At 34.1% G+C, this 20,146-nt stretch carries 20 protein-coding genes; 3 read left to right on the top strand and 17 right to left on the bottom strand.

The genetic code is table 11. From position 1 onward, the window contains the following. Positions 1-7: 7 nt before the first annotated feature. Positions 8-2,632, bottom strand: a complete 2,625-nt coding sequence (locus MPR_RS02750) for a T9SS type B sorting domain-containing protein (protein ID WP_235280518.1) — start codon at positions 2,630-2,632, stop codon at positions 8-10. A 114-nt stretch (positions 2,633-2,746) separates the two neighbouring features. Here MPR_RS02750 and MPR_RS02745 point away from each other — a divergent pair, with 114 nt between their 5' ends. Then, the gene (locus MPR_RS02745) at positions 2,747-3,646 is read left to right on the top strand and encodes a NifU family protein (RefSeq protein WP_041888911.1); all 900 of its coding nucleotides are present in this window, start codon (positions 2,747-2,749) and stop codon (positions 3,644-3,646) included. Positions 3,647-3,817: 171 nt separating this feature from the next. Here MPR_RS02745 and MPR_RS02740 read toward each other — a convergent pair whose 3' ends face one another. Continuing rightward, positions 3,818-6,097, bottom strand: a complete 2,280-nt coding sequence (locus MPR_RS02740) for an inorganic phosphate transporter (protein ID WP_041888909.1) — start codon at positions 6,095-6,097, stop codon at positions 3,818-3,820. Positions 6,098-6,249: 152 nt separating this feature from the next. Between MPR_RS02740 and MPR_RS02735 the strand changes: the two genes are divergently transcribed. Both MPR_RS02735 and MPR_RS02730 read left to right on the top strand, forming a co-directional pair. Then, on the top strand, positions 6,250-8,253 hold the full coding sequence (locus tag MPR_RS02735) for a thioredoxin domain-containing protein (protein ID WP_041888907.1): 2,004 nt from the start codon (positions 6,250-6,252) through the stop codon (positions 8,251-8,253). Positions 8,254-8,255: 2 nt separating this feature from the next. Next, positions 8,256-9,023, top strand: a complete 768-nt coding sequence (locus MPR_RS02730; RefSeq protein ID WP_041888905.1) for a mechanosensitive ion channel family protein — start codon at positions 8,256-8,258, stop codon at positions 9,021-9,023. 64 nt (positions 9,024-9,087) lie between these two features. On the opposite strand, the gene tsaB is transcribed toward MPR_RS02730, so the two are convergent. From tsaB to gcvH, 15 genes are all read right to left on the bottom strand, one after another. Continuing rightward, positions 9,088-9,759: a tRNA (adenosine(37)-N6)-threonylcarbamoyltransferase complex dimerization subunit type 1 TsaB gene (tsaB, locus tag MPR_RS02725; RefSeq protein WP_041888902.1), complete on the bottom strand. Its 672-nt coding sequence runs from the start codon at positions 9,757-9,759 to the stop codon at positions 9,088-9,090. A gap of 2 nt (positions 9,760-9,761) precedes the next feature. After that, positions 9,762-11,012: an efflux RND transporter periplasmic adaptor subunit gene (locus MPR_RS02720; RefSeq protein WP_041895134.1), complete on the bottom strand. Its 1,251-nt coding sequence runs from the start codon at positions 11,010-11,012 to the stop codon at positions 9,762-9,764. Positions 11,013-11,016: 4 nt separating this feature from the next. Next, complete coding sequence (locus tag MPR_RS02715; protein WP_041888899.1) at positions 11,017-12,456, bottom strand: TolC family protein; 1,440 nt, start codon at positions 12,454-12,456, stop codon at positions 11,017-11,019. An 86-nt stretch (positions 12,457-12,542) separates the two neighbouring features. Next, positions 12,543-12,776, bottom strand: coding sequence for a hypothetical protein (locus MPR_RS02710; protein ID WP_041888897.1), 234 nt, complete (start codon positions 12,774-12,776; stop codon positions 12,543-12,545). A gap of 12 nt (positions 12,777-12,788) precedes the next feature. Next, positions 12,789-13,328: a DUF420 domain-containing protein gene (locus MPR_RS02705; protein WP_041888896.1), complete on the bottom strand. Its 540-nt coding sequence runs from the start codon at positions 13,326-13,328 to the stop codon at positions 12,789-12,791. Positions 13,329-13,338: 10 nt separating this feature from the next. Beyond that, the gene (locus tag MPR_RS02700; RefSeq protein WP_006266309.1) at positions 13,339-13,962 is read right to left on the bottom strand and encodes an SCO family protein; all 624 of its coding nucleotides are present in this window, start codon (positions 13,960-13,962) and stop codon (positions 13,339-13,341) included. 1 nt (position 13,963) lies between these two features. Further along, the gene (locus tag MPR_RS02695; RefSeq protein ID WP_041895130.1) at positions 13,964-14,584 is read right to left on the bottom strand and encodes a hypothetical protein; all 621 of its coding nucleotides are present in this window, start codon (positions 14,582-14,584) and stop codon (positions 13,964-13,966) included. Positions 14,585-14,700: 116 nt separating this feature from the next. Next, a complete protein-coding gene (locus MPR_RS02690; RefSeq protein WP_041888894.1) occupies positions 14,701-15,057 on the bottom strand; it encodes a cytochrome C oxidase subunit IV family protein in 357 nt (118 codons plus the stop codon). 18 nt (positions 15,058-15,075) lie between these two features. Then, positions 15,076-16,056 (bottom strand): cytochrome c oxidase subunit 3, encoded by a 981-nt coding sequence (locus tag MPR_RS02685; RefSeq protein WP_041888893.1) that lies wholly within the window; start codon positions 16,054-16,056, stop codon positions 15,076-15,078. A 44-nt stretch (positions 16,057-16,100) separates the two neighbouring features. Further along, the gene (locus tag MPR_RS02680) at positions 16,101-16,682 is read right to left on the bottom strand and encodes a cytochrome c oxidase subunit 3 (protein ID WP_006257348.1); all 582 of its coding nucleotides are present in this window, start codon (positions 16,680-16,682) and stop codon (positions 16,101-16,103) included. 6 nt (positions 16,683-16,688) lie between these two features. Next, positions 16,689-17,603 (bottom strand): heme o synthase, encoded by a 915-nt coding sequence (gene cyoE, locus MPR_RS02675; protein WP_041888891.1) that lies wholly within the window; start codon positions 17,601-17,603, stop codon positions 16,689-16,691. A 628-nt stretch (positions 17,604-18,231) separates the two neighbouring features. Further along, entirely contained in the window at positions 18,232-18,393 is a 162-nt protein-coding gene (locus MPR_RS18655) for a hypothetical protein (protein ID WP_158438865.1), read from the bottom strand. Positions 18,394-18,545: 152 nt separating this feature from the next. Beyond that, complete coding sequence (deoC, locus tag MPR_RS02670; protein WP_041888889.1) at positions 18,546-19,292, bottom strand: deoxyribose-phosphate aldolase; 747 nt, start codon at positions 19,290-19,292, stop codon at positions 18,546-18,548. A 57-nt stretch (positions 19,293-19,349) separates the two neighbouring features. Further along, positions 19,350-19,730: a VanZ family protein gene (locus MPR_RS02665; protein ID WP_041888888.1), complete on the bottom strand. Its 381-nt coding sequence runs from the start codon at positions 19,728-19,730 to the stop codon at positions 19,350-19,352. Beyond that, positions 19,720-20,100: a glycine cleavage system protein GcvH gene (gcvH, locus tag MPR_RS02660; RefSeq protein WP_006257352.1), complete on the bottom strand. Its 381-nt coding sequence runs from the start codon at positions 20,098-20,100 to the stop codon at positions 19,720-19,722. Before gcvH ends, MPR_RS02665 begins: the two co-directional genes overlap by 11 nt. Positions 20,101-20,146: the final 46 nt, after the last annotated feature.

The raw sequence follows: 20,146 nt of genomic DNA, 5'->3' as shown, positions 1-20,146 counted from the left end.
AACTTAATTATCTTTTTAAAGAAAAGTGTCCTTTATAACTTACCTTACGTCCATTCATCTCATTCGGAGCTTTAAAATCATTCACAAACTCCACAGTGAACCAATAATCAGTAGACGGCATCGGTTTTCCATTCCATGTTCCATCCCATCCCTCTGTATGTGGGCTTAACTGCTTTAATAATCTACCTGAACGATCATAGATATAAATACGAGCCTCATTGTGTCCTTTTAGACCTGGTATATTCCATGTATCATTATATCCATCTCCATTAGGAGTAAAATACTTAGGATAACCAAACACTGAGAATTTAACTGATGTAGAACATCCTGTTATTCTATTTCTTGCATAAGCAATATGTTCTCCGATTGGTATATTATAAAACTGACTTGAAGGTTGGAATGCACTATTATCAATAGCAAAATCATAACCATCTGTAATAGGACTTGTTCCTCCATCCAATACACCTAATCGCACCATCGTCTCTCCTTTTTCATCAATCTCCATACTATTCAACATTCCTGTTGCATCTACTCCTTCCACTACAGCTACTGGTGGTGCTTTTACTGTCCATACTATCGTCTCTGTTGAACAAGATTGTACTCCTGGATAAGGAGAAGTAGCATAACTAGCTATTGCTCTATAATTACCAGATTTATCTATTTTAATCGAAGTCTGGTTCCCACTTCCAGGCACTGTATTATACACTATCCACCCATTCTCTCTACTTACTTCATATTGCCATGTTATAACGATAGGTCTACCTTTTACATCTTTATTCTCTACACTTAGCACTACAGGAGATATTTCATTCGTTTCTGTATTAATACATAATTGTTGAGTGCTTTCTTTAGGGAAATAATCTATAGCTAATTCTACTCCTAACGACACCTTGAAAGAAGAGTAATTTTCCGCCTTACAATCAAAACCTTCCGTCATGATCACTCTAGTATAGATTGGTCCTTTTACTTCTCCCATCTTAATAGGGTAAGCCGTTACTTTACTCTCAGGCATACGGTTTACATCAGCTTCTGCATCCTTTTCATTTTCATAATATACAGTTGTTATCTTATCTGTAGGATTTAAGTTTGGTGTATTTGTAATAGAAGTTTTCCCCATTACAGTCCCCTCATATCTTCTTAAATTTATAGTAGATTCTCCTGTATTATTCTCTACTTGACAGTAATGAAAAATTTGAGACGATACTTTTGCTGTCTCTAAATTATCATATCCTAAAGAAGCGTAGAAAAAAGCAGTATTAAAATTCTTATCTTCTAGATTCGTTAAACGAGTCCATATCTTACGCGCTTCATTTAACTTCACTGTTATCTCTACTCCTACTATTTTATTTGTATTCGCAATTGCATCTTCCTCTGAATTAAAATATCCAATAGAATATTTCCCTTTAGGATCAAATCCTTCTGCTGCTTGTTCTTCATCTGTAGCTATAGTACGCCCATCAGCTATTACTTTTGTTTGACCATCTATAGTCAAGCTGTACGATGCAATCTTGCTATCACAATAAGATATATTCTTAAGAGCTGGAATAATTGGTTTATCAATTACTTTAAATATAACTTTCTGACTTGTTGATACAATAGGGGTAGTTGATTTCGCTAGCTTATAAGAAATACGTGTTGTCACATCTGTCCCATGTGCTCCCTCATAAGGTTTAGAGATATCTATTGGATTCTCATTTCTCTGAGCATCATAAGCAGTCTTGTGAAAAGTAATTGTATAATAATCTGGGTTTTCTCCTGTGACTAATAAAGCAGGAATTGTCTTTTTCAAGTCGTAATTACCATATCTATTTGTATCGTCTTTTCTTGTCTCTACAGATTCTAATACTGGGTTAACACCACTCACCTTTAGCTTCTCTACATAAAGTGTGAACTGACGTGTAGCAGTTTCTCCATCAAGAACGATCTTCGCTTCGATTAATTGATTCTTATTGGTTGTAAACTTATCAATCTCAGCATCTGTTAGCTTAGTTCTACTAGCACCATCTACTTTGAAAAGCTCTGTATTAGAATTACCATAATACAATTGGTTTTTATCCTCTAACAAAACAAATGTAGCATTACCTTCTTTATCTGCAGATTTATACTGATCAGGACGTCCTGTAACCCTATCATTTAATGTAGCTCCTTCTTCTGGCTTCACTTTAATTAAAAATAGACTAACCGTTACTTTAGTAGCATCTACTACAGATTGTACTCTAAGAAACCTAGTCAATGGTGCTGTAGTAGGATTAAACTTATCTACATAAAGAATTTCGTCTAATTTATTAGTATTGCGATTAGCTTCCTCTTGAGTATTGTGAAAACTATAGATATAACCTTCAGGAACAATAGCATTTCCTTCAGCATCTACAACTAATCCAGTTGTTTTGTTTTTTATTGCCTCACCTAAGAATACTCTAAAATTCCCTGATGCGCTATTCTTTGGAAGAGCCTGTTCTATATCATGAGGTTTCCCAACTTTCACCTCAGGTTTTGGCTCATCTTGGTCATTATATACCTCAACTATCTCTCTATTACCTAGATATTCAAAAGGGTTTATACCTCCAGCTACAGCTCCTACTGACAGAACTCCTGAAAGTACAAATAATGAAAGCCACATTCTTTTGCCCATTTTATCGCTATATTAAATTGTTAGTGCTTACTAATGTTAATTAATTGTTTAAAAATCTTATCTTCGTGACGCTTAGCATTTTTCTTTGCTAATTTTGAAAAAAACTAAATTAACATGTCAAAAATACAAATTCAAAATACGTCAAACCCAACAATTATAAAATTTGTTTTACCAGATTTTATAGCTAAGGGTGAAAACCACGAGTTCAAAAATATTGATGAGACTGCAGAATCACCTTTAGCGAAGGAATTATTCTATCTTCCTTTTGTTAAAACGGTTTATATCTCAAATAATTTTATCGCCATCGAAAAATTTTCAATTGTCGAGTGGGATGATGTAAAAGAAACCGTTGCAGATCAGATAGAACTATTCTTGGCTAAAGGTAAGAAAATCTTAATAGATTCTAAAAAAGAAATAAAAAAGCAACCAATTACTATTTACGCTGAATCAACTCCAAATCCTTCAGTAATTAAATTCGTTGCTAATAAATTATTAACAAAAAAAGGTGTAGAGTTTAAAAATATAGATGAAGCTAGTGCTTCTTCTCTTGCTAAAGAGCTTTTTAAACAATCTTTCGTTAAAGAAGTATTCATTGATGAGAACTATGTTTCTATTTCTAAATATGACTCTTTCGAATGGGATCAATTAGTACAAGTTACTCGTGCATTTATCAAAGAGTTCTTAGAAAATGGTAATCTAGCAGTAGACGAATCTCTAATTCATGATGTTAAAGCAATTGAAGCGGCAGCTGACGAGCACTTTGACTCTTTAGATGAAAAGTCTCAACGCATCATTAATATCCTTGAAGAAAACGTAAAACCTGCTGTACAAGCTGATGGTGGTAATATCGCTTTCCAAAAATATGACCAAGAGTCTAATATTGTACATGTACTTTTACAAGGAGCATGTAGCGGATGTCCTTCTTCTACATTCACTTTAAAGAATGGTATAGAAGGAATGCTAAGACATATGCTTAACGATGAGAAAATCATTGTAGAAGCTTATAACGGATAGTAAACAACTAGATATAAAGAAAAAGGTAGCATTTATAATGCTACCTTTTTTATGCCTTATTATCTGAGTAGAAGGTAGAAAATCATAAATCTACTTCATTACACTAAATACCATAAAAACAAAATGAGGTTGCCTAGACAACCTCATTTCTTCACTTAAATTAAATATAGATTAGCTCATTCTTTTGAATGACTTCCTCTTAACGTCAATTTCGAAATCTCGAAACAATTCTAACAATCCAATTGTAGACTTGATTAGATCATCAGTCTCAAATAAAATAGAGAAGTATAACTTACTATTTTTAGGACTTGTCTCTGTCGTACGTATACGAATGATTTGTTTTTGGATTAACTTATCTACAGTAGCGATTAAATCGTCTTTTTCCTGTAGGATTTCTTCTATCTCAGAGAATTTCTCTTCTGTAAATAGTACGATTACTTTATCAAATAATATTTGAAGTTTTTTATCAATTAGTTTTAAATCTCTAATTTGATTAAACTTCAGTTTCTTATGGTTATTATCAATATGCGTATAACTATTCTGAGCAATAAAATTGATAGACTTAATCATATCTTGTAGATACCCTAGTGTCAATACATAGAATTTACTAGCTTCCACAGAAGTTTCATCTAGATTTTTAATAAAGAAGTATACATTACCACGTAAGTTATCCACTTCTTTCTCTAGCTTCTTAAGTTGCTTTCTACTTTTCTTTAATTCTGTCAATTCTTGTAGAGCCACGCCATCTATCACCGAAGTATATAGTTCATTTGCTCTTGTAATCACATTAGCAATTTGAGAAGAACTTTCTGAAGCTACCCCTTGGATAGTCATAATATCAACGCTATCTAACTTTGCTTCATTATCTGCTTTTTCTTTTGTCTTCTTATTATACATTTTATTACTTCTGTATAATAAAATTCCCACTAGAATTAACATTCCTACTAAAGCGTAGATCTCTCCTATTTTTAACACATAAGCGATCACAAAAGAAGCAATAAATGCTACAATAGCTGTTACGAACCAACCACCTATCACATTAAACACCCCTGCTACACGATACACAGCTGAGTCTCTATCCCATGCTCTATCGGCAAATGATGTACCCATCGCCACCATAAAGGTCACATAAGTAGTTGATAGTGGTAATTTCATAGAAGTACCTATAGAAATCAAAATACTCGCTACAATAAGGTTCACTGAAGCACGTACCATATCGAATGCTGGTTCATCCTTTGGAGTTCTACTCTTTGGTTTCTTAGGAATCTCAAAGCGCTTATCCATTTTGAGCTGTAGTGATTTTGGCAAGAAGTAATTCACTCCCATACCGATTAACACCATACCTCTAACGATAACCTTAGACAGAATATTAGGTGAGAATTTCTCCTCTGTACTTCCTGTATCTTGTCTTGCCAAGCTCATTTCTGTCTCGATTACATTCTTCGCTTTCTTAGATGTCCATAAAGTATACACCATGATAATACCTGCAATGGCTAAGAAATAGAAAGGAGCAACTACACTCTCTTCTGCTAACTTATTCATCATATAAGTATCAGGAGACTGTCCCGATGCCATAAAGAACTCAAATGATTGGAATGCTGCAATAGGCACACCTATAAAGTTCACTAAGTCATTACCAGCGAACGCTAATGCTAACGCAAATGTTCCGATAACGATGATTACTCTAAGTATATTTAACTTAAATATACTCATTAATAATTGAGAGAATATAGTCCAGAATACTAAACTAAGTCCTATAATAGTTAACTGATTATTACCGATCCATGTGCTAGTTTCTTTGGTAATAAAACTTGCACCTTTTAATCCTTTTACCAAGATAAAGAAAGTAATAGCAGTAATAGCTACCCCTCCGAATATCGCTCCGAAGTATTTCAACTTTTGTTCCACTTGGAAGGTAAAGATCAACCTAGAAACGTATTGTACTAAAGTACCTAACGTAAAAGAAAGTATTACTGACAGTAATATACTGACTACAATCTCGGTGGCCTTCTCCGTATTGATATAATCTGGCAACATAGACCAGCTATCGTTATTAGATACGATTTTGATTACAGCAAGACATACTGCAGAACCTAATAATTCAAAAACAATAGATACTGTCGTAGACGTTGGTAACCCTAAAGAGTTAAACACATCCAGAAGTAGTACATCGGTAATCATCACCGCGAGGAAGATGACCATCACATCATTAAAGGAGAACATACTAGGGACGAATATACCACTTCGGGCTATCTCCATCATCCCTCCTGAAAATATCGCTCCTACTAGAATACCTAGTGAAGCTACAATCATAATTGTCTTAAAAGTAACCGCTTTTGAACCCAATGCTGAATTCAAGAAGTTCACCGCATCGTTACTTACTCCAACAGTTAAATCGATAATAGCTAATACCCCTAAGGCTATAAGCATTACAATAAAAATCTGTTCCATTTATAAATTCTATTTAAATTAAGTGTGCCGCAAAATTGATTATAATAATTCATACCTATGTTAACTTAACGTTATTAATCCTTCTGCTTCTTTTTATAGTTAAAATACATTTGACTACTTTTGTTAAGCAACAACAATATCAAAATCTCATCATGAATTTATTACACTTAGAATCAAGCCCTTATTTATTACAACATGCCAATAACCCTATTTATTGGAAAGCATGGAATAAGGAAACTTTAACACTAGCTGAGCAGGAAGACAAACTTCTTGTTATTAGCATAGGATATTCGACTTGTCACTGGTGTCATGTTATGGAGAAAGAAAGTTTTGAGAACCAAGAGGTGGCAGATTTAATGAACGAACATTTTATCTCTATCAAGGTTGATCGTGAAGAACTTCCTCATCTAGATAACTTCTATATGAAAGCAATCCAAATTATGACGAAACAAGGAGGATGGCCTTTAAATGTTGTTTGTTTGCCTGATGGTAGACCGATATGGGGAGGAACTTATTTTAAAAGACAAAATTGGATAGATTCTTTATCACAGTTACATCACCTGTACAAAGAAAAACGTGATACTGTACTAGATTTCGCAACTCAACTACAAGAGGGAATCTCTATTCTTAGCCAAGCTCCTATAGCACAAGAGGAATCTAGATTCAATACTCAACTTGTATTAGAGAATTGGAAGAAGAGTTTTGATTGGGAATATGGAGGATATACACGATCGCCAAAATTCATGATGCCTACTAATTTAATATACTTACAGAAAAAAGGAGTATTACACAGAGACCAACAACTATTAGAATACATAGACCTTACGTTAACTAGAATGGCATGGGGAGGTCTATTCGATACAGTAGAAGGAGGTTTCTCTAGATATTCTGTCGATCATAAATGGCATATTCCTCACTTCGAAAAAATGCTTTATGACAATGCACAACTGTTATCTGTATATGCAGATGGATATAAACGTACTCACAATAAACTCTACAAAGAAGTTATTGACAAGACAATTAATTTTATTACCAACAATTGGGCTAATGGTGAAGGAGGGTATTATTCAGCACTAGATGCAGACAGTTTAGACAGTCACAACCAGCTAGAAGAAGGTGCTTTCTATATTTGGACCATAGAAGAATTAAAAGAATTAGTCCAACAAGATTACCCTTTATTTAGTACTGTATTTAATATCAACTCTTTTGGACATTGGGAGAACAACCAATATGTATTAATCCAAACACGTGAATTAATAGATATCGCTAACGAGAATAATATCTCTCTTGAAGACTTAGAAAATAAAAAACAGCAATGGGAAACAGCTCTAAGACAGTATAGAGCGAATAGACCTAAGCCACGCCTAGATGACAAAACACTCACTTCGTGGAATGCTATGTACATCACAGGATTATTAGATGCGTACACAGCTACTCAAAATACAACTTATCTAGAACATGCTAAAGCATTACACCTTTTCATCCATAATAACCTATGGTGTGAAGAGCGTGGACTATTGCGTACATATAAAGATGGAAATGCCAAGATAGAAGCATTCTTAGATGATTACGCCTTTTATATACAAGGATTAATTTATCTATTTGAACACACAGAAGAACAACAGTACATCACAGAAGCCAAAAATCTTATGGACTACTCTTTAGATCACTTCTTAGATCACGAGAGTAAGTTCTTCTATTTTAGCAAGCACAATCAAGGAGATACTATCACACCAGCGATAGAAACAGAAGACAATGTTATTCCTTCATCTAACGCGATCATGGCTATGAATTTATACAAACTCGGTTTGCTATATGAAAATCGTTACTACAGTGATCTTACGTTTAATATGATGAATACTGTACTATCTACGGTTGATTACCCTTCAGCATACTCACATTGGCTATTGCTACAACTATATTTAGAGCAACCATTTGAGTTAACATGGGTAGGTGCAGATGCTCTTCAACACAACCTATCGAGAAGAAGAAATATAATAACGAGAGCTTCTGTATTCTCAGTATCCTCACCATCGATTGTCCCTTACTTAGCTAAATATACACCTACAGAAGAGACTTTACATTATATTTGTATAGAGAGAGCGTGCTTAGCACCTGATACAGATCATACACAGATAGATAATTATACTTTATAAATATGCAAAAATTAGATACTTTATTATCTAGATACATTGAAGATATTATTACCTATATACCTGAGATAGTAACTTCACTTATTATCTTAGGTATAGGACTATGGGTTATTCGTTTCTTACAGAGATTAGCAAAAAAAATATTCTTAAAAAAGAATATAGATCCAACTTTCTCTAGCTTTATTCTAGATGTATTGATCTGGGGAATGCGAATACTCCTATTTGTCATCATCGCCTCAAAACTTGGTATACAGACCAGTTCATTCGTAGCGATTATTGGTGCGATGAGTTTAGCCATTGGTCTTTCATTACAAGGGTCATTGAGTAATTTCGCTGGAGGTGTATTAATTATACTGTTTAAACCATTTAGAATAGGTGATATTATAGAGGCGCAAGGAGAAACAGGTAAAGTACTTACCATACACATCTTCTCCACTCAGATACTTACCTATCAGAACAATATAGTGTACATTCCTAATGGGGTACTCTCTAATGGTAAAATCAAAAATATAACCCAGAACAACCTTAGAAGAGCCGAAATAGCAGTGCAAACAACACTACTTAAAAACACAACACTCTTTATAGAAAAACTACAAGAAGAATTAGACTCCTATGATAAAGTACTTTCACAACCAAGACCTCGAATATTAATCAAGGAGTTATTAGACACTAAGATTACATATACTGTACAGATATGGGTAGAGAATGATAACTTTACAGTTGCCACATCTTATGTACTCTTAAAGGCAAGAGAAATAAGTGATGCGCTATAATAGATAATCATTCAATAAATAAGGGCTAATAATCTATAGATTGTTAGCCCTTATTTATTATTATTTATTTCTTCTTTTGAATTAGAACAAAGTCTTTCAGATAGAAAGGCTCAAAGTAAGCCACATCCACAAACTCTTCTTTCACATACTTATCATAAGCCATCACTCCCATTTCACTTGCAGAAGGGTATGTAATCTCAGGATAGTACATAAAACCTTCCGTACCTAATGTTTCCTTACACTTCATCGCTCCATCTCCTATTAAGTGTAACATTGTTCCCTTATAGCTACTAAAAGAATTCTCATCAATAACGATTGCTTCTATTTCGCTTAGTTTATTGTACTCTTTATCAAAGACTGCTGAGAACACTTCCATTCGCCTAGCATCCAACATCGGTACGATAAGTCCTTCTGTCACCTCCACCTGTCTTGCTAAAATCTCTAAAGTGTCTAATGCTATTAAAGGAATAGATAGTCCATAACACAATCCCTTCACAGAAGATACTCCAATACGCAAACCAGTATATGACCCAGGTCCCTGACTAATCGCTATAGCCGAAAGGTCTTTTAAAGTCTTATTATTCTCTTTTAATATTTCTTCTACAAAAACATGTAGTTTTTCGGCATGAGAGAAATTCTCCTCCGCGATCTCCTTACATGCTATTACCTCTCCACTTACTGATAATGAGACAGAACAGTTCTTAGTAGCTGTCTCAATAGATAAAATCGTTATCATTATTATTTTTTACTTTCTACTTCTATTTTAGCTCCATGCTGAAGGATTCTACTCACAGTCGAATATGGTCCTGTAATAATTACATCCTTAGCATTAAGCCCTTCTATAATCTGAATATTCGAATCGTCTTTTATACCTGTTTTGACAAACTTAATCTTAGCAGTACCTCCGTCATTAACGAATACTGCTTCTCTCATTAATTCTTTGTCAAACACCTTTTTCCCTTCTGTTTTATTCATCACAGTATCCGTAGGTGTTTTCATAACTACTGCACTAATAGGTACCGCATAGATGTCATTCTTAACATCAGTAATAATATCTACAGCTGCGGTCATACCTGGTCTAAATGGAGAGTAATTCTCTATATCCTTTTTCACCAAGTCTTGGTATGATTCTGCTAAGATTTTGATCTTTACTTTAAACGTTGTTACCTGATCAGCAGATACAGTCTGATTAGAAGCCGAATTAGAGATACTAGTCACTACACCTCTAAATTCTTTCTTTAGATAGGCATCTACATTGATTCTTGTCTCATCGCCTAACTTCACTTTTACGATATCATTTTCATTAATATCTACTTCTACTTCCATACCACTAAGGTTAGCCACTCTTAATATCTCCGTACCCGCCATCTGTTGTGTACCTAATACTCGCTCTCCTAACTCTACATTCACTCTAGAGATTGTACCATAAGCAGGCGCATAAATTGTAGTTCTAAGAAGATTAGCCCTAGACTCTGCTAGTGCTGCCTTAGAGCTCTCTACATTATAGTACGCTGAAGACTGAGCTGCTTTTGCTACTTCATACGTTCTCACTACAAGATCCCACTCAGAACGAGAGATTACCCCTTTATCATACAGTCTACTATTTCGGTCATAATTAGACTTAGCCTCTTTTAACTGAGCTTCAGCTTGTGATAATCCAGCTTTACTCGTAGCCAACATCGCTTCCACTCTCTCCATAGCAGAAGTATACAAGTCTGGGTTAATCACTACTAGTAGATCACCTTTATTAACGACCTGTCCCTCTTTGATTGGCAAATTTATGATTTCTCCAGATACTTCTGAAGATATTTTAATCTCTATTTCTGGTTGTATCTTTCCTGTACCTGATACAGTCTCGATGATATTAGTCTTTTCTAATTCTAGTACCTCTACTTGAGTGCGGTCTTCCTCTTTACCGAAGACAAACTTACTGATTACTAGAGCAGCTATTATAACAATACCAACTATTACGATGTATTTTTTCTTCATCTCTCTAATTTTTAAAAAGTGGAATACCAAAATAGTACTCTAGTATCTTGGTTTTAAAAATATATTCATATTTAGACTTTAATAAGTCTGACTGTGCTGTCACAAATAAAGTCTGATTTTGATTTAGTTCAAAGATATTAATTAAGCCAACAGAATAGCGCTCTTTTGAGTACTCGAGAGACAGCTTCCTTGCTTCAAGACTTGCATTACTCGCCTCATACTTCTGATAAGCACTCTCTGTATCTGTATAAGCCTTAAATACGAGCTGTTCTAAATTCAGTGCAATTACCTCTCTTTCATTCTCGATCTGCTGTAGCGTAAGTTTCTTTAATTTGATATTATTTCTCGTAGAAAAACCATTAAAAATAGGTATCGTTAGACTTAAACCAAAATTTGAATTAAAGTTATCACTAAATTGATTAAAAAAGGAATTAGGTCCACCGTATACAGCCATACTATTCTGTCTCAATACACGCTGATTAGAACCTTCTACATATCCCACTTCAGAAGTAGACTCTAATAGGCGACTCCCCACTAATCTATCTTGGTAATTAATATTCGTCCCTAGATTATAAAATGCTTGTAGAGTAGGGCTATAAGCAGACTTAGCTATACTTACATCCTTTTCTGCCATCAGTACATTCGTCTCTGCTGTCTTAATATCTGTCAATACCTCAGTAGCTCTATCCGTAATATCCTGAGGACTATAACTAAGCATACTCGACTCTGACACTTCATAGTCTGTATCTACGATATCAAAAGACTCATAAGACCTTATTTGAAGCAATTGAGCTAAGTTTAAACGAGCCATCACTAACTCATTCTGTGAAATAATTAAGCGCTGTGTATCTATAGCTACAGTAGCTTTGGCTTCTAATAAATCACCTGCAGGTACCACACCTTCGTTTACTAACTCTTGTGTACGTTCTTGTTGGCTCTTGTCGTATTCTAATTGTGTCTGATTAGTCTTTACCAACTCTTTATTAAACAAGATTTGCAAATAGGAATTAATCACATTTAACGCAATATCTTCCTTCATCTTTTGCAGCTTATATTGAGAAGCTAACTCTGATAAACGAGCTTTCACAAGCATATTCTGTTTCTTCAGTCCACTGTACAAGTCCACATTTACCCCAAGCCCCACAGTGGTAGCTTGAATAGTCTTACTTCCCAGAGCTCCTGTTAACTGATCTGGCTGATCTGTGATAGTCCACGAATGGTTTCCTGTTAGATTGACATTAGGCATAAAGCTACCTATCGCGATATCTTTATTAATCATAGCACTCTGCTCGTCTAACTCATATTGTTTAATGCGTATATTATTCTCTATTGCATAGTCGATACACTTCTCTAATGACCATAGAGTACGCTCTTGTCCCCTCGCAAAAGAACAATATAAACACAACATTATACAAGCTCCTTTTAGGAGGTAGCGATTTATCATACTCAATATACTCTTCAGAAATTTATAAATATTTATAACTCAAGTATAAAGTAATAAAAAAAACCGCTACTATTAGCGGTTTTCGGTTATGATTTTGTACTTTTTTTGTTTTTATATATTCTGTAACTAAAATACATAGCAAAAGCAACTAGCAAATACGGAAACATCATCAGATAAACTATTCCGTCATTAACAGCCTCTGCTTTCACTCCTCCATCTTCTGTCTCTAACGTAGCACGACACATCGCACACTGAGCAAAAGCTTCTCCTGAAAAGAAAAACACAGAAAAGAGTATACTCCAAACTAACTTTTTCATCATTGCTTAATACTATTAGTTAATATAATAAGGTGAAATCATCAGATAAACAATAACACCTGTCACAGCTACATATAACCACATAGGATAAGTAATACGAGCTAATTTCTTATGTCTAGCATAAGATCCAGAAATACCACGTACGAATGTAAATAATACAAAAGGAATAATGATAATAGACAATAAGATATGCGTGATCAAAATAAAGAAGTAGATAGGACGTATAATTCCTTCTCCACCGAACTTCGTTTCTATCGAAGTCATGTGATAAGCCACATACATCGCTAAGAATGCTAAAGAACATGCAATACACACTTTTATTAAACGTTCGTGTAACTGTTTATTCCCTTTTTTAATAGCCATTACTGCCCATACTAATAATACTGCAGTAAGCCCATTAATACTAGCATAGATTGGAGGTAAAAATGATAACGGTTTTACATCATATCCTAGTTTCTGTAGATTAACTCCGAATAGGATAGCTACTACCACAGGTATTACGATAGAAAGTACCCATATCCACTTATTGTACTTTTGTTCAATATTGTTTTCCATTTTAATAATATTATTCTTCTAATAATGCTTTTATATCCTCCTTTAACCAAGCTACACCTTCATCACTTGTCCCATCGTAATAAACTACAGGATTTCCGTGCTCATCTTTACGAGAGCGGATATTCCCTTCCTTATCTATCAGAGCAAATAAACCTGAATGTTCAAACCCACCTGGTGCATCAGGATTAACTCCTGTGTATAGATTAAACTTCTTAGCTAAATCATAAATGTACTTAGCATCCCCAGTCATCATATGCCAGTAAGGGTTCTTCACACCTAATCCTTCTGCATGAGCATGTAGAGCTTCTACAGTATCACGAGTAGGATCTATCGTAATAGAAGCGATACCAAAGTCTAATTTGCCATAGAATGTATCTTGTATTTTTAACATATTCGCATTCATAATAGGGCAGATAGTAGGGCAGTTAGCAAAGAAGAACTCTACTAAATATACTTTCCCTTTATAATTATCATTGGTAATCGTCTTATTATTGTGATCCACTAATTCAAATTTAGGAGCTGTACCTATAATCTCTAAATCAGCTTTCTCAAACTTTTTAATAATCTTAGGCACAGCCCAAATTCCAAATATTAAAATAATAAGTGAGATCCAGATATACGACTTGTCTTTCATATTATTCGTTTGTATTAATTCGTTTATATTGTTTTAAAGCTAATCGATACTCAGCTAAAAGCACTTTTACATCATCCATCATATCATTATTTAACTCTGCTGCTGATATCGTTGAGTATCCTTCCTTATACTCATAATTTCCTATTTTATTCTCACCCTTACGGCCACGTACATTTCTATCTTTATCCACTAGATATACATTACTACTAGCTAAGTCGCTATCTAGCTTACCGACTAGACCTAATGATGTGAAGAACTCTTGTATCTCCTCTGGTTTTAAGAATAGATAATTCCAATTAGACATATCAGAGATCGGACTTAACTCATCCACTACCTTCTGAGCGGCTTCTTCACTTCCGTAAGGCAATACCATCACTAACTGAAAATCTTCAAAATCCTTATATCGTTTATATATTTTCTGATTTAAATTAAAGGCATCTCCTCTATCGCGGAACAAATGCGCTCCTGGGAAACCTAATACGGTAATCTTACCGTCTAAAGAAGGTATCTTATCCAAGGACGAGGTTCCTTTCGGGAAATCCTGAACACCTTCAGTAATTATAGGCAAACGCTTAAATTGATTAACACCTGTTGCAAAGAATAAGTATGCACAAATAGGCATCACAAACAGTAACGTTAGAATTAAATATTTTTTCATTTTTACACAATGTTGACTAACTAACAAAAATAAAAAAAGGCGGTCAATAAACCGCCTTTAAAATATATAATAATATGTTATTAAAATATCCACTTATATTGTGAGTTATGGAATACATCGAAGATGTAATTACCTTCTGTCAATACTAAAGTGATTAAATACACACATAAGAAAGTAAGAACTCCAGCTACAGACCATCTGAATGCTGATTTCTCTTGCTCTAAGTGCATAAACGCCCACATAATGTAGTATGCCTTAACAATCGTTAAGATAATGAAGATATAGTTCAATAAACTCAATCCAAAAATATGAACATGGTGTAAAGATTCTGGTTTAATAATACCTAAGATAACCTCTACTAGAGTAATTACAGACATGATTACGAATACTGTCCATATTCTCTTTGTATTTGAATGATGTGCTCCTTCTGCTGCCATTTTACTTTATTTTTAAAATTAAACTAAATAGAAGAATGTAAATACAAACACCCATACTAAATCCACAAAGTGCCAGTATAATCCTCCTTTTTCAACCATTTCGTAAGAACCTCTTCTTTGGTAAGTTCCTAATAATACGTTGAAGAAAATTACTACATTAATTAAAATCCCTGTAAATACGTGGAATCCGTGGAATCCAGTAATGAAGAAGAAGAAATCTGCGAATACTTTATGTCCGTACTCATTGCGGATTAAGTTAGCTCCTTCTACTACAAGAACTGCATCTTCTAAACGTTTAACTGATTGCTCTCTAGTTAAAATTTCTTTGTGCTTAGCATCTGTAGTTAATTGAGTTCTAATTCTTACGTTAGGATTAGCTTCAAAACCTGCTTTTACTTCTGCTATAGAATATGTAGGTGCATTCGCTCCTTTTACAAACCAAGTAGCTTTAGCTCTTGTTAAAGTAGCCTCATCTCTGTTTGGATCTACTTTTGCAAAATCACCTAATGCAATCTGCTTACCATCTTCTCCTACGAATTGTAAGATAGATCCTCCACGAGTCTCTACTGCTCCGTAAGTTCCGTTAATAAAGTTTTTCCACTCCCATGCTTGTGATCCTAAGAATACTAAACCTCCTACGATCGTTAAGAACATGTACACTGCTACTTTATTCTTTTTCATTTGATGTCCAGCATCTACAGCTAATACCATAGTAACCGAAGAGAAAATTAAAATAAAAGTCATCAATGCCACATAGAACATCGGCGCATCTACACCGTGTAAAAATGGAAAGTGATTAAATACTTCGTCCGCAATCGGCCAAGTATCCATGAATTTGTAACGAGTAAACCCGTATCCTACAAGGAATCCACAAAAAGTTAATGAATCTGATAATATGAAATACCACATCATCATTTTACCATAGCTTACTTTAAGAGGCTCATTTCCTCCACCCCAAGTAGTTTCTTTAGTAGCTGCTGTAGTAACTGTCGCTCCCATAAAATGTTGTTAGTTATAAAGTTTTCAAATTTAGTTTATTTTTTTTATTTAAAGAATGTAAAAAATAAAAACAAATAAATCCACAATAAATCCAAAAAGTGCCAAAACCATGCACACAATTCAATTCCAATATATTGCTGTGAATTGTACTTTTGTTTAAAATGATTATAAATTACATACAATAGTGATAAAACTCCTCCAGCTAAGTGAGCAATGTGCACTATTACGATCACATATAAAAATGATGTAGTAATCGTACTCTCACTCCCAGTGAAGAAATATCCCATAGATATTACCTCATTAAAGCCTTTGAACTGCAAAAAAACGAATAACAATCCTAATATCAAAGTAGAAACTAGATAAGTAGTTGTTTTATTGCGATCATTTTGTTTTATAGCCTTATATGCTAAGTGCATAGTAACGCTACTTATTGCGATTGCTAATGTACTATATAAAAAAGAATTTGGCAATTGAAACTCTGCTAACCAGTCTGGACGAGACTTACTTACTACATAAGCACTCGTTAGACCAGCGAAGACCATCATAATACTACCTATACCGAAAAGCATCATTACCTTTAATGCCTTCCCTTTTCTTTCGTATTGTTCTTGAGCTGTTATATCCATTTATTATTATCTTAAAATTTTATCAAGTATATAGATTATCTGTATTAACGAAATATACGTCACACTCACTAACATCAGTGAACGTGCTGCCTTATCTGTTCTTTTCTTATACAGTTTTATTCCTGCCCATAACATCCATACTCCTGCTAATAACACTAGTACTGCTGATATCGGTGTTAGGTATAATCTACCTGTAACTCCAAATGCAGGGAATACAGACGCAATGATTAACCAAATCGTGTATAAGATAATCTGTGTCGCAGTCTTAGAATCCTTCTCTCCTGTTGGTAACATAGAGAATCCTCCTTTTTTATAATCATCGTATAAGAACCATCCTATAGCCCAGAAGTGTGGAAACTGCCAGAAAAACTGAATAATAAATAATGTTCCTGCCTCTATACCAAAGTTATTAGTAGCGGCTACCCATCCTAACATGAAAGGAATAGCACCTGGAAAAGCTCCTACGAAAACTGATAGAGGGGTAATAGTCTTCAACGGTGTATATACACTCGTGTACAAAAAGATAGAGATAGCACCGAACATAGCCGTCTTAGGATTCACTACATAAAGGATAGCAATACCTAATACTGTAAGCGTACAAGCTAAAATAAAAGCTGCACTAGGCTTAACTCTTCCAGACGCGATAGGACGATTCATAGTTCGTGTCATCTTCGCATCTAGATCTCTCTCTATAATTTGATTAAATACATTAGAAGCACCTACCATACAGTACCCTCCTATTGCAAGAGCTGCTACTGTAAGAATGTCAATACTTCCTAAATCGGGTATAGCTAAAAAGTAACCAGCTATGGTAGAAAAAACTACGCTGAGTGCCAACCCCATTTTAGTCATTTCTTTAAACTCCGTCAACACAGAAGTTGACGTATTTTTTTCAGACGATAAATTCAAAGCTGTTTTCATTTGTTTTTAATGATGTGCAAATATAGTTCAATTTTTAAAACAATACCTAAAAACAAACGTTACAGCCTTTAATATAACCTTTTTTTAAATATCCTCAGTCTTTAGTGTTCTAAAAAAAAAAACATTCAAATAAATCAGCACTTTCACAAAAGAAACATTGATGATAATCACAAACAACTAAGATTGCTATGACTATCAAAACGAATTAAATATGTTTTTTAACAATTCTCACGCTTATACCAACAACTACTAAGTCAAGTTAATCCAATTCGCAACCAAAATTATACAACTCTTATCCTCTTTTTTTCTAAACTTCAACACTAAAATATAGAAACACAAGGATAATCGTTTTAAACATAAAACACAATTATGCTATCTCATTTCTGACTTAGAAATAAAAACTCAACATGTCTTTATAATTAGTCAATCACAATAAAATAGAATGCAACCATCCTATCAAAGTAATCCTAATAACAAAACACCTATTTATAAAACATACAATACTATTCACGCCAACATTAATATGCTGCACAACTCTATTACCTATTCAAAAACAGACATAAATAAACATCATTAAAAAAAAACCAATAATCCACTTATTTACAACTTAAATCTTTCTAATCGGCAGTTATTGCATAGTGGTCGCATAGTGATAGCATACTGCTCGTATATTTTTGGCTAGTTTTAATGCGATCACTACCCTATCATTATTCCATAACCATCTCATCGTACCAAAAATGATTGCTTGTACATATACGATATTATACCCCTCTTCGCTATTTCTAATCAAAGACAATAAGTTTAAAAGCTTATCTAAACATTCAATACACTTATCTAATACTTGTGATAAAACTCCTTAAAACCGCAAAAAAACATTTCACAACAAGGCACAAAAAAAGAGCATCTAAACTAGATGCTCTTATATAGAACTAAAATATAATCTTAGTAATTATCTACTGTACCTGATCCGTCAACAATGATCTTAGCAGAAGAAGTTCCTAGACGTTTCACTCCTAAATCAATTAATTTGATCGCAAAGTCTTTATCACGTACTCCTCCAGAAGCTTTTACAGGTAGAGGCCCAGCGTTCTCTAACATTAAAACCATTGCTTCTAGTGTAGCACCATTTGGTTTACCACCTTCTGTTTTATAGAATCCTGTTGAAGATTTTACAAACACTTTATCATAATCTTTCTCATTGAACTTCGATAACACCACATTTTTAATCAATGCTGTTAACTGCACAATTTGATTATCTGTCAAAGCAGCAGTCTCTATAATCCACTTCACTACTTTACCAGCATCAAGACCTAGCTTAGTACACTCAGCTACTTCTTTTTTTACTTGTTCTACTTCTCCTTTTTGGAAAGCAGTATAATCAACTACATAGTCAATCTCATCCACCCCATCAGCAATGGCTTGTTTAGCTTCAGCTAACTTCGCCTCTAGACCGCGGTTCCCTTCTGGAAAATCTATAACTGTACCGATCGCTACCTTTGAGTTAGCAGCATCCACCATTTTTCGTCCCATCTTTACTTGGTCAGGGCGAATCATTGCTAATTTAAATTTCTCATCAATTGCTTCTTGAATTAAATCAGCTACTACCTGATTATTTTCTACTTCAGTTAAACCAGCTTGATCAGCTAATTTTAAATAAGTAGAATCCATAAATTCCCTTAAGTCTCTCATAATCTAAATATATTTAAAACAAAAAAAATGACCCCTTGATGGGGTCATTTTTAAATCTTATTTCTTTCTTCTAAAAAGAGTCAAACATAGTAATACCCCAAATAAACTACCTAGACAGTTTGCTAATTCGTCAGCCCATTCTGCACTTCTCGAAGAAGTGAAGTAATACTGTAATAACTCTACAGTGGCTCCCATTAAACTAGCAATAGTAAAGATAAGAATACTTACCCAAATTCTAGATCTATTTGGCTTACTTTTCACTAAATATACAAACCAAATTATGGAAAATACAAAATAAAAAGTAAAATGTGCTACTTTGTCTTTATATGGGATATCAAATCTTGGTGCTTTTGCAATAGTATCACTATCCAACAGGCAACCTGCTAACACAAGACCTGTCCATAGTATTCCTAATACAAAAAAAGTTTTACGCCCCAATCAATTCTTTATATTGTGCATCTGATAATAAAGATGATACTTCATCCATATTAGACACTTTTACTTTAATCATCCATCCTGCTCCGTAAGGATCAGTATTTACTAACTCTGGCTCAGTATCTAAACCTTCGTTAAACTCGATCACCTCTCCTGACAATGGTAAGAATAAGTCAGAAACGGTTTTTACTGCTTCTACAGTTCCGAAAACTTCATCTCTATCTAAAGTTTGATCCAATGTCTCAACTTCTACATAAACGATGTCTCCAAGTTCTCTCTGAGCGAAGTCAGTAATTCCAATTGTAGCAACATCTCCTTCGATAGCTACCCACTCGTGATCTTTAGTGTACTTTAAATTAGCTGGTATATTCATTATAATAAGTTTTTAGCAAATGTATAATATTATTACATAATGTGGA

Origin of the sequence: Myroides profundi (assembly GCF_000833025.1) — a bacterium.
Taxonomy (GTDB): Bacteria; Bacteroidota; Bacteroidia; order Flavobacteriales; family Flavobacteriaceae; genus Flavobacterium; species Flavobacterium profundi_A.
The sequence above is the reverse complement of the archived record's forward strand: the minus strand, read 5'-3'. Positions and strand labels throughout refer to the sequence as shown.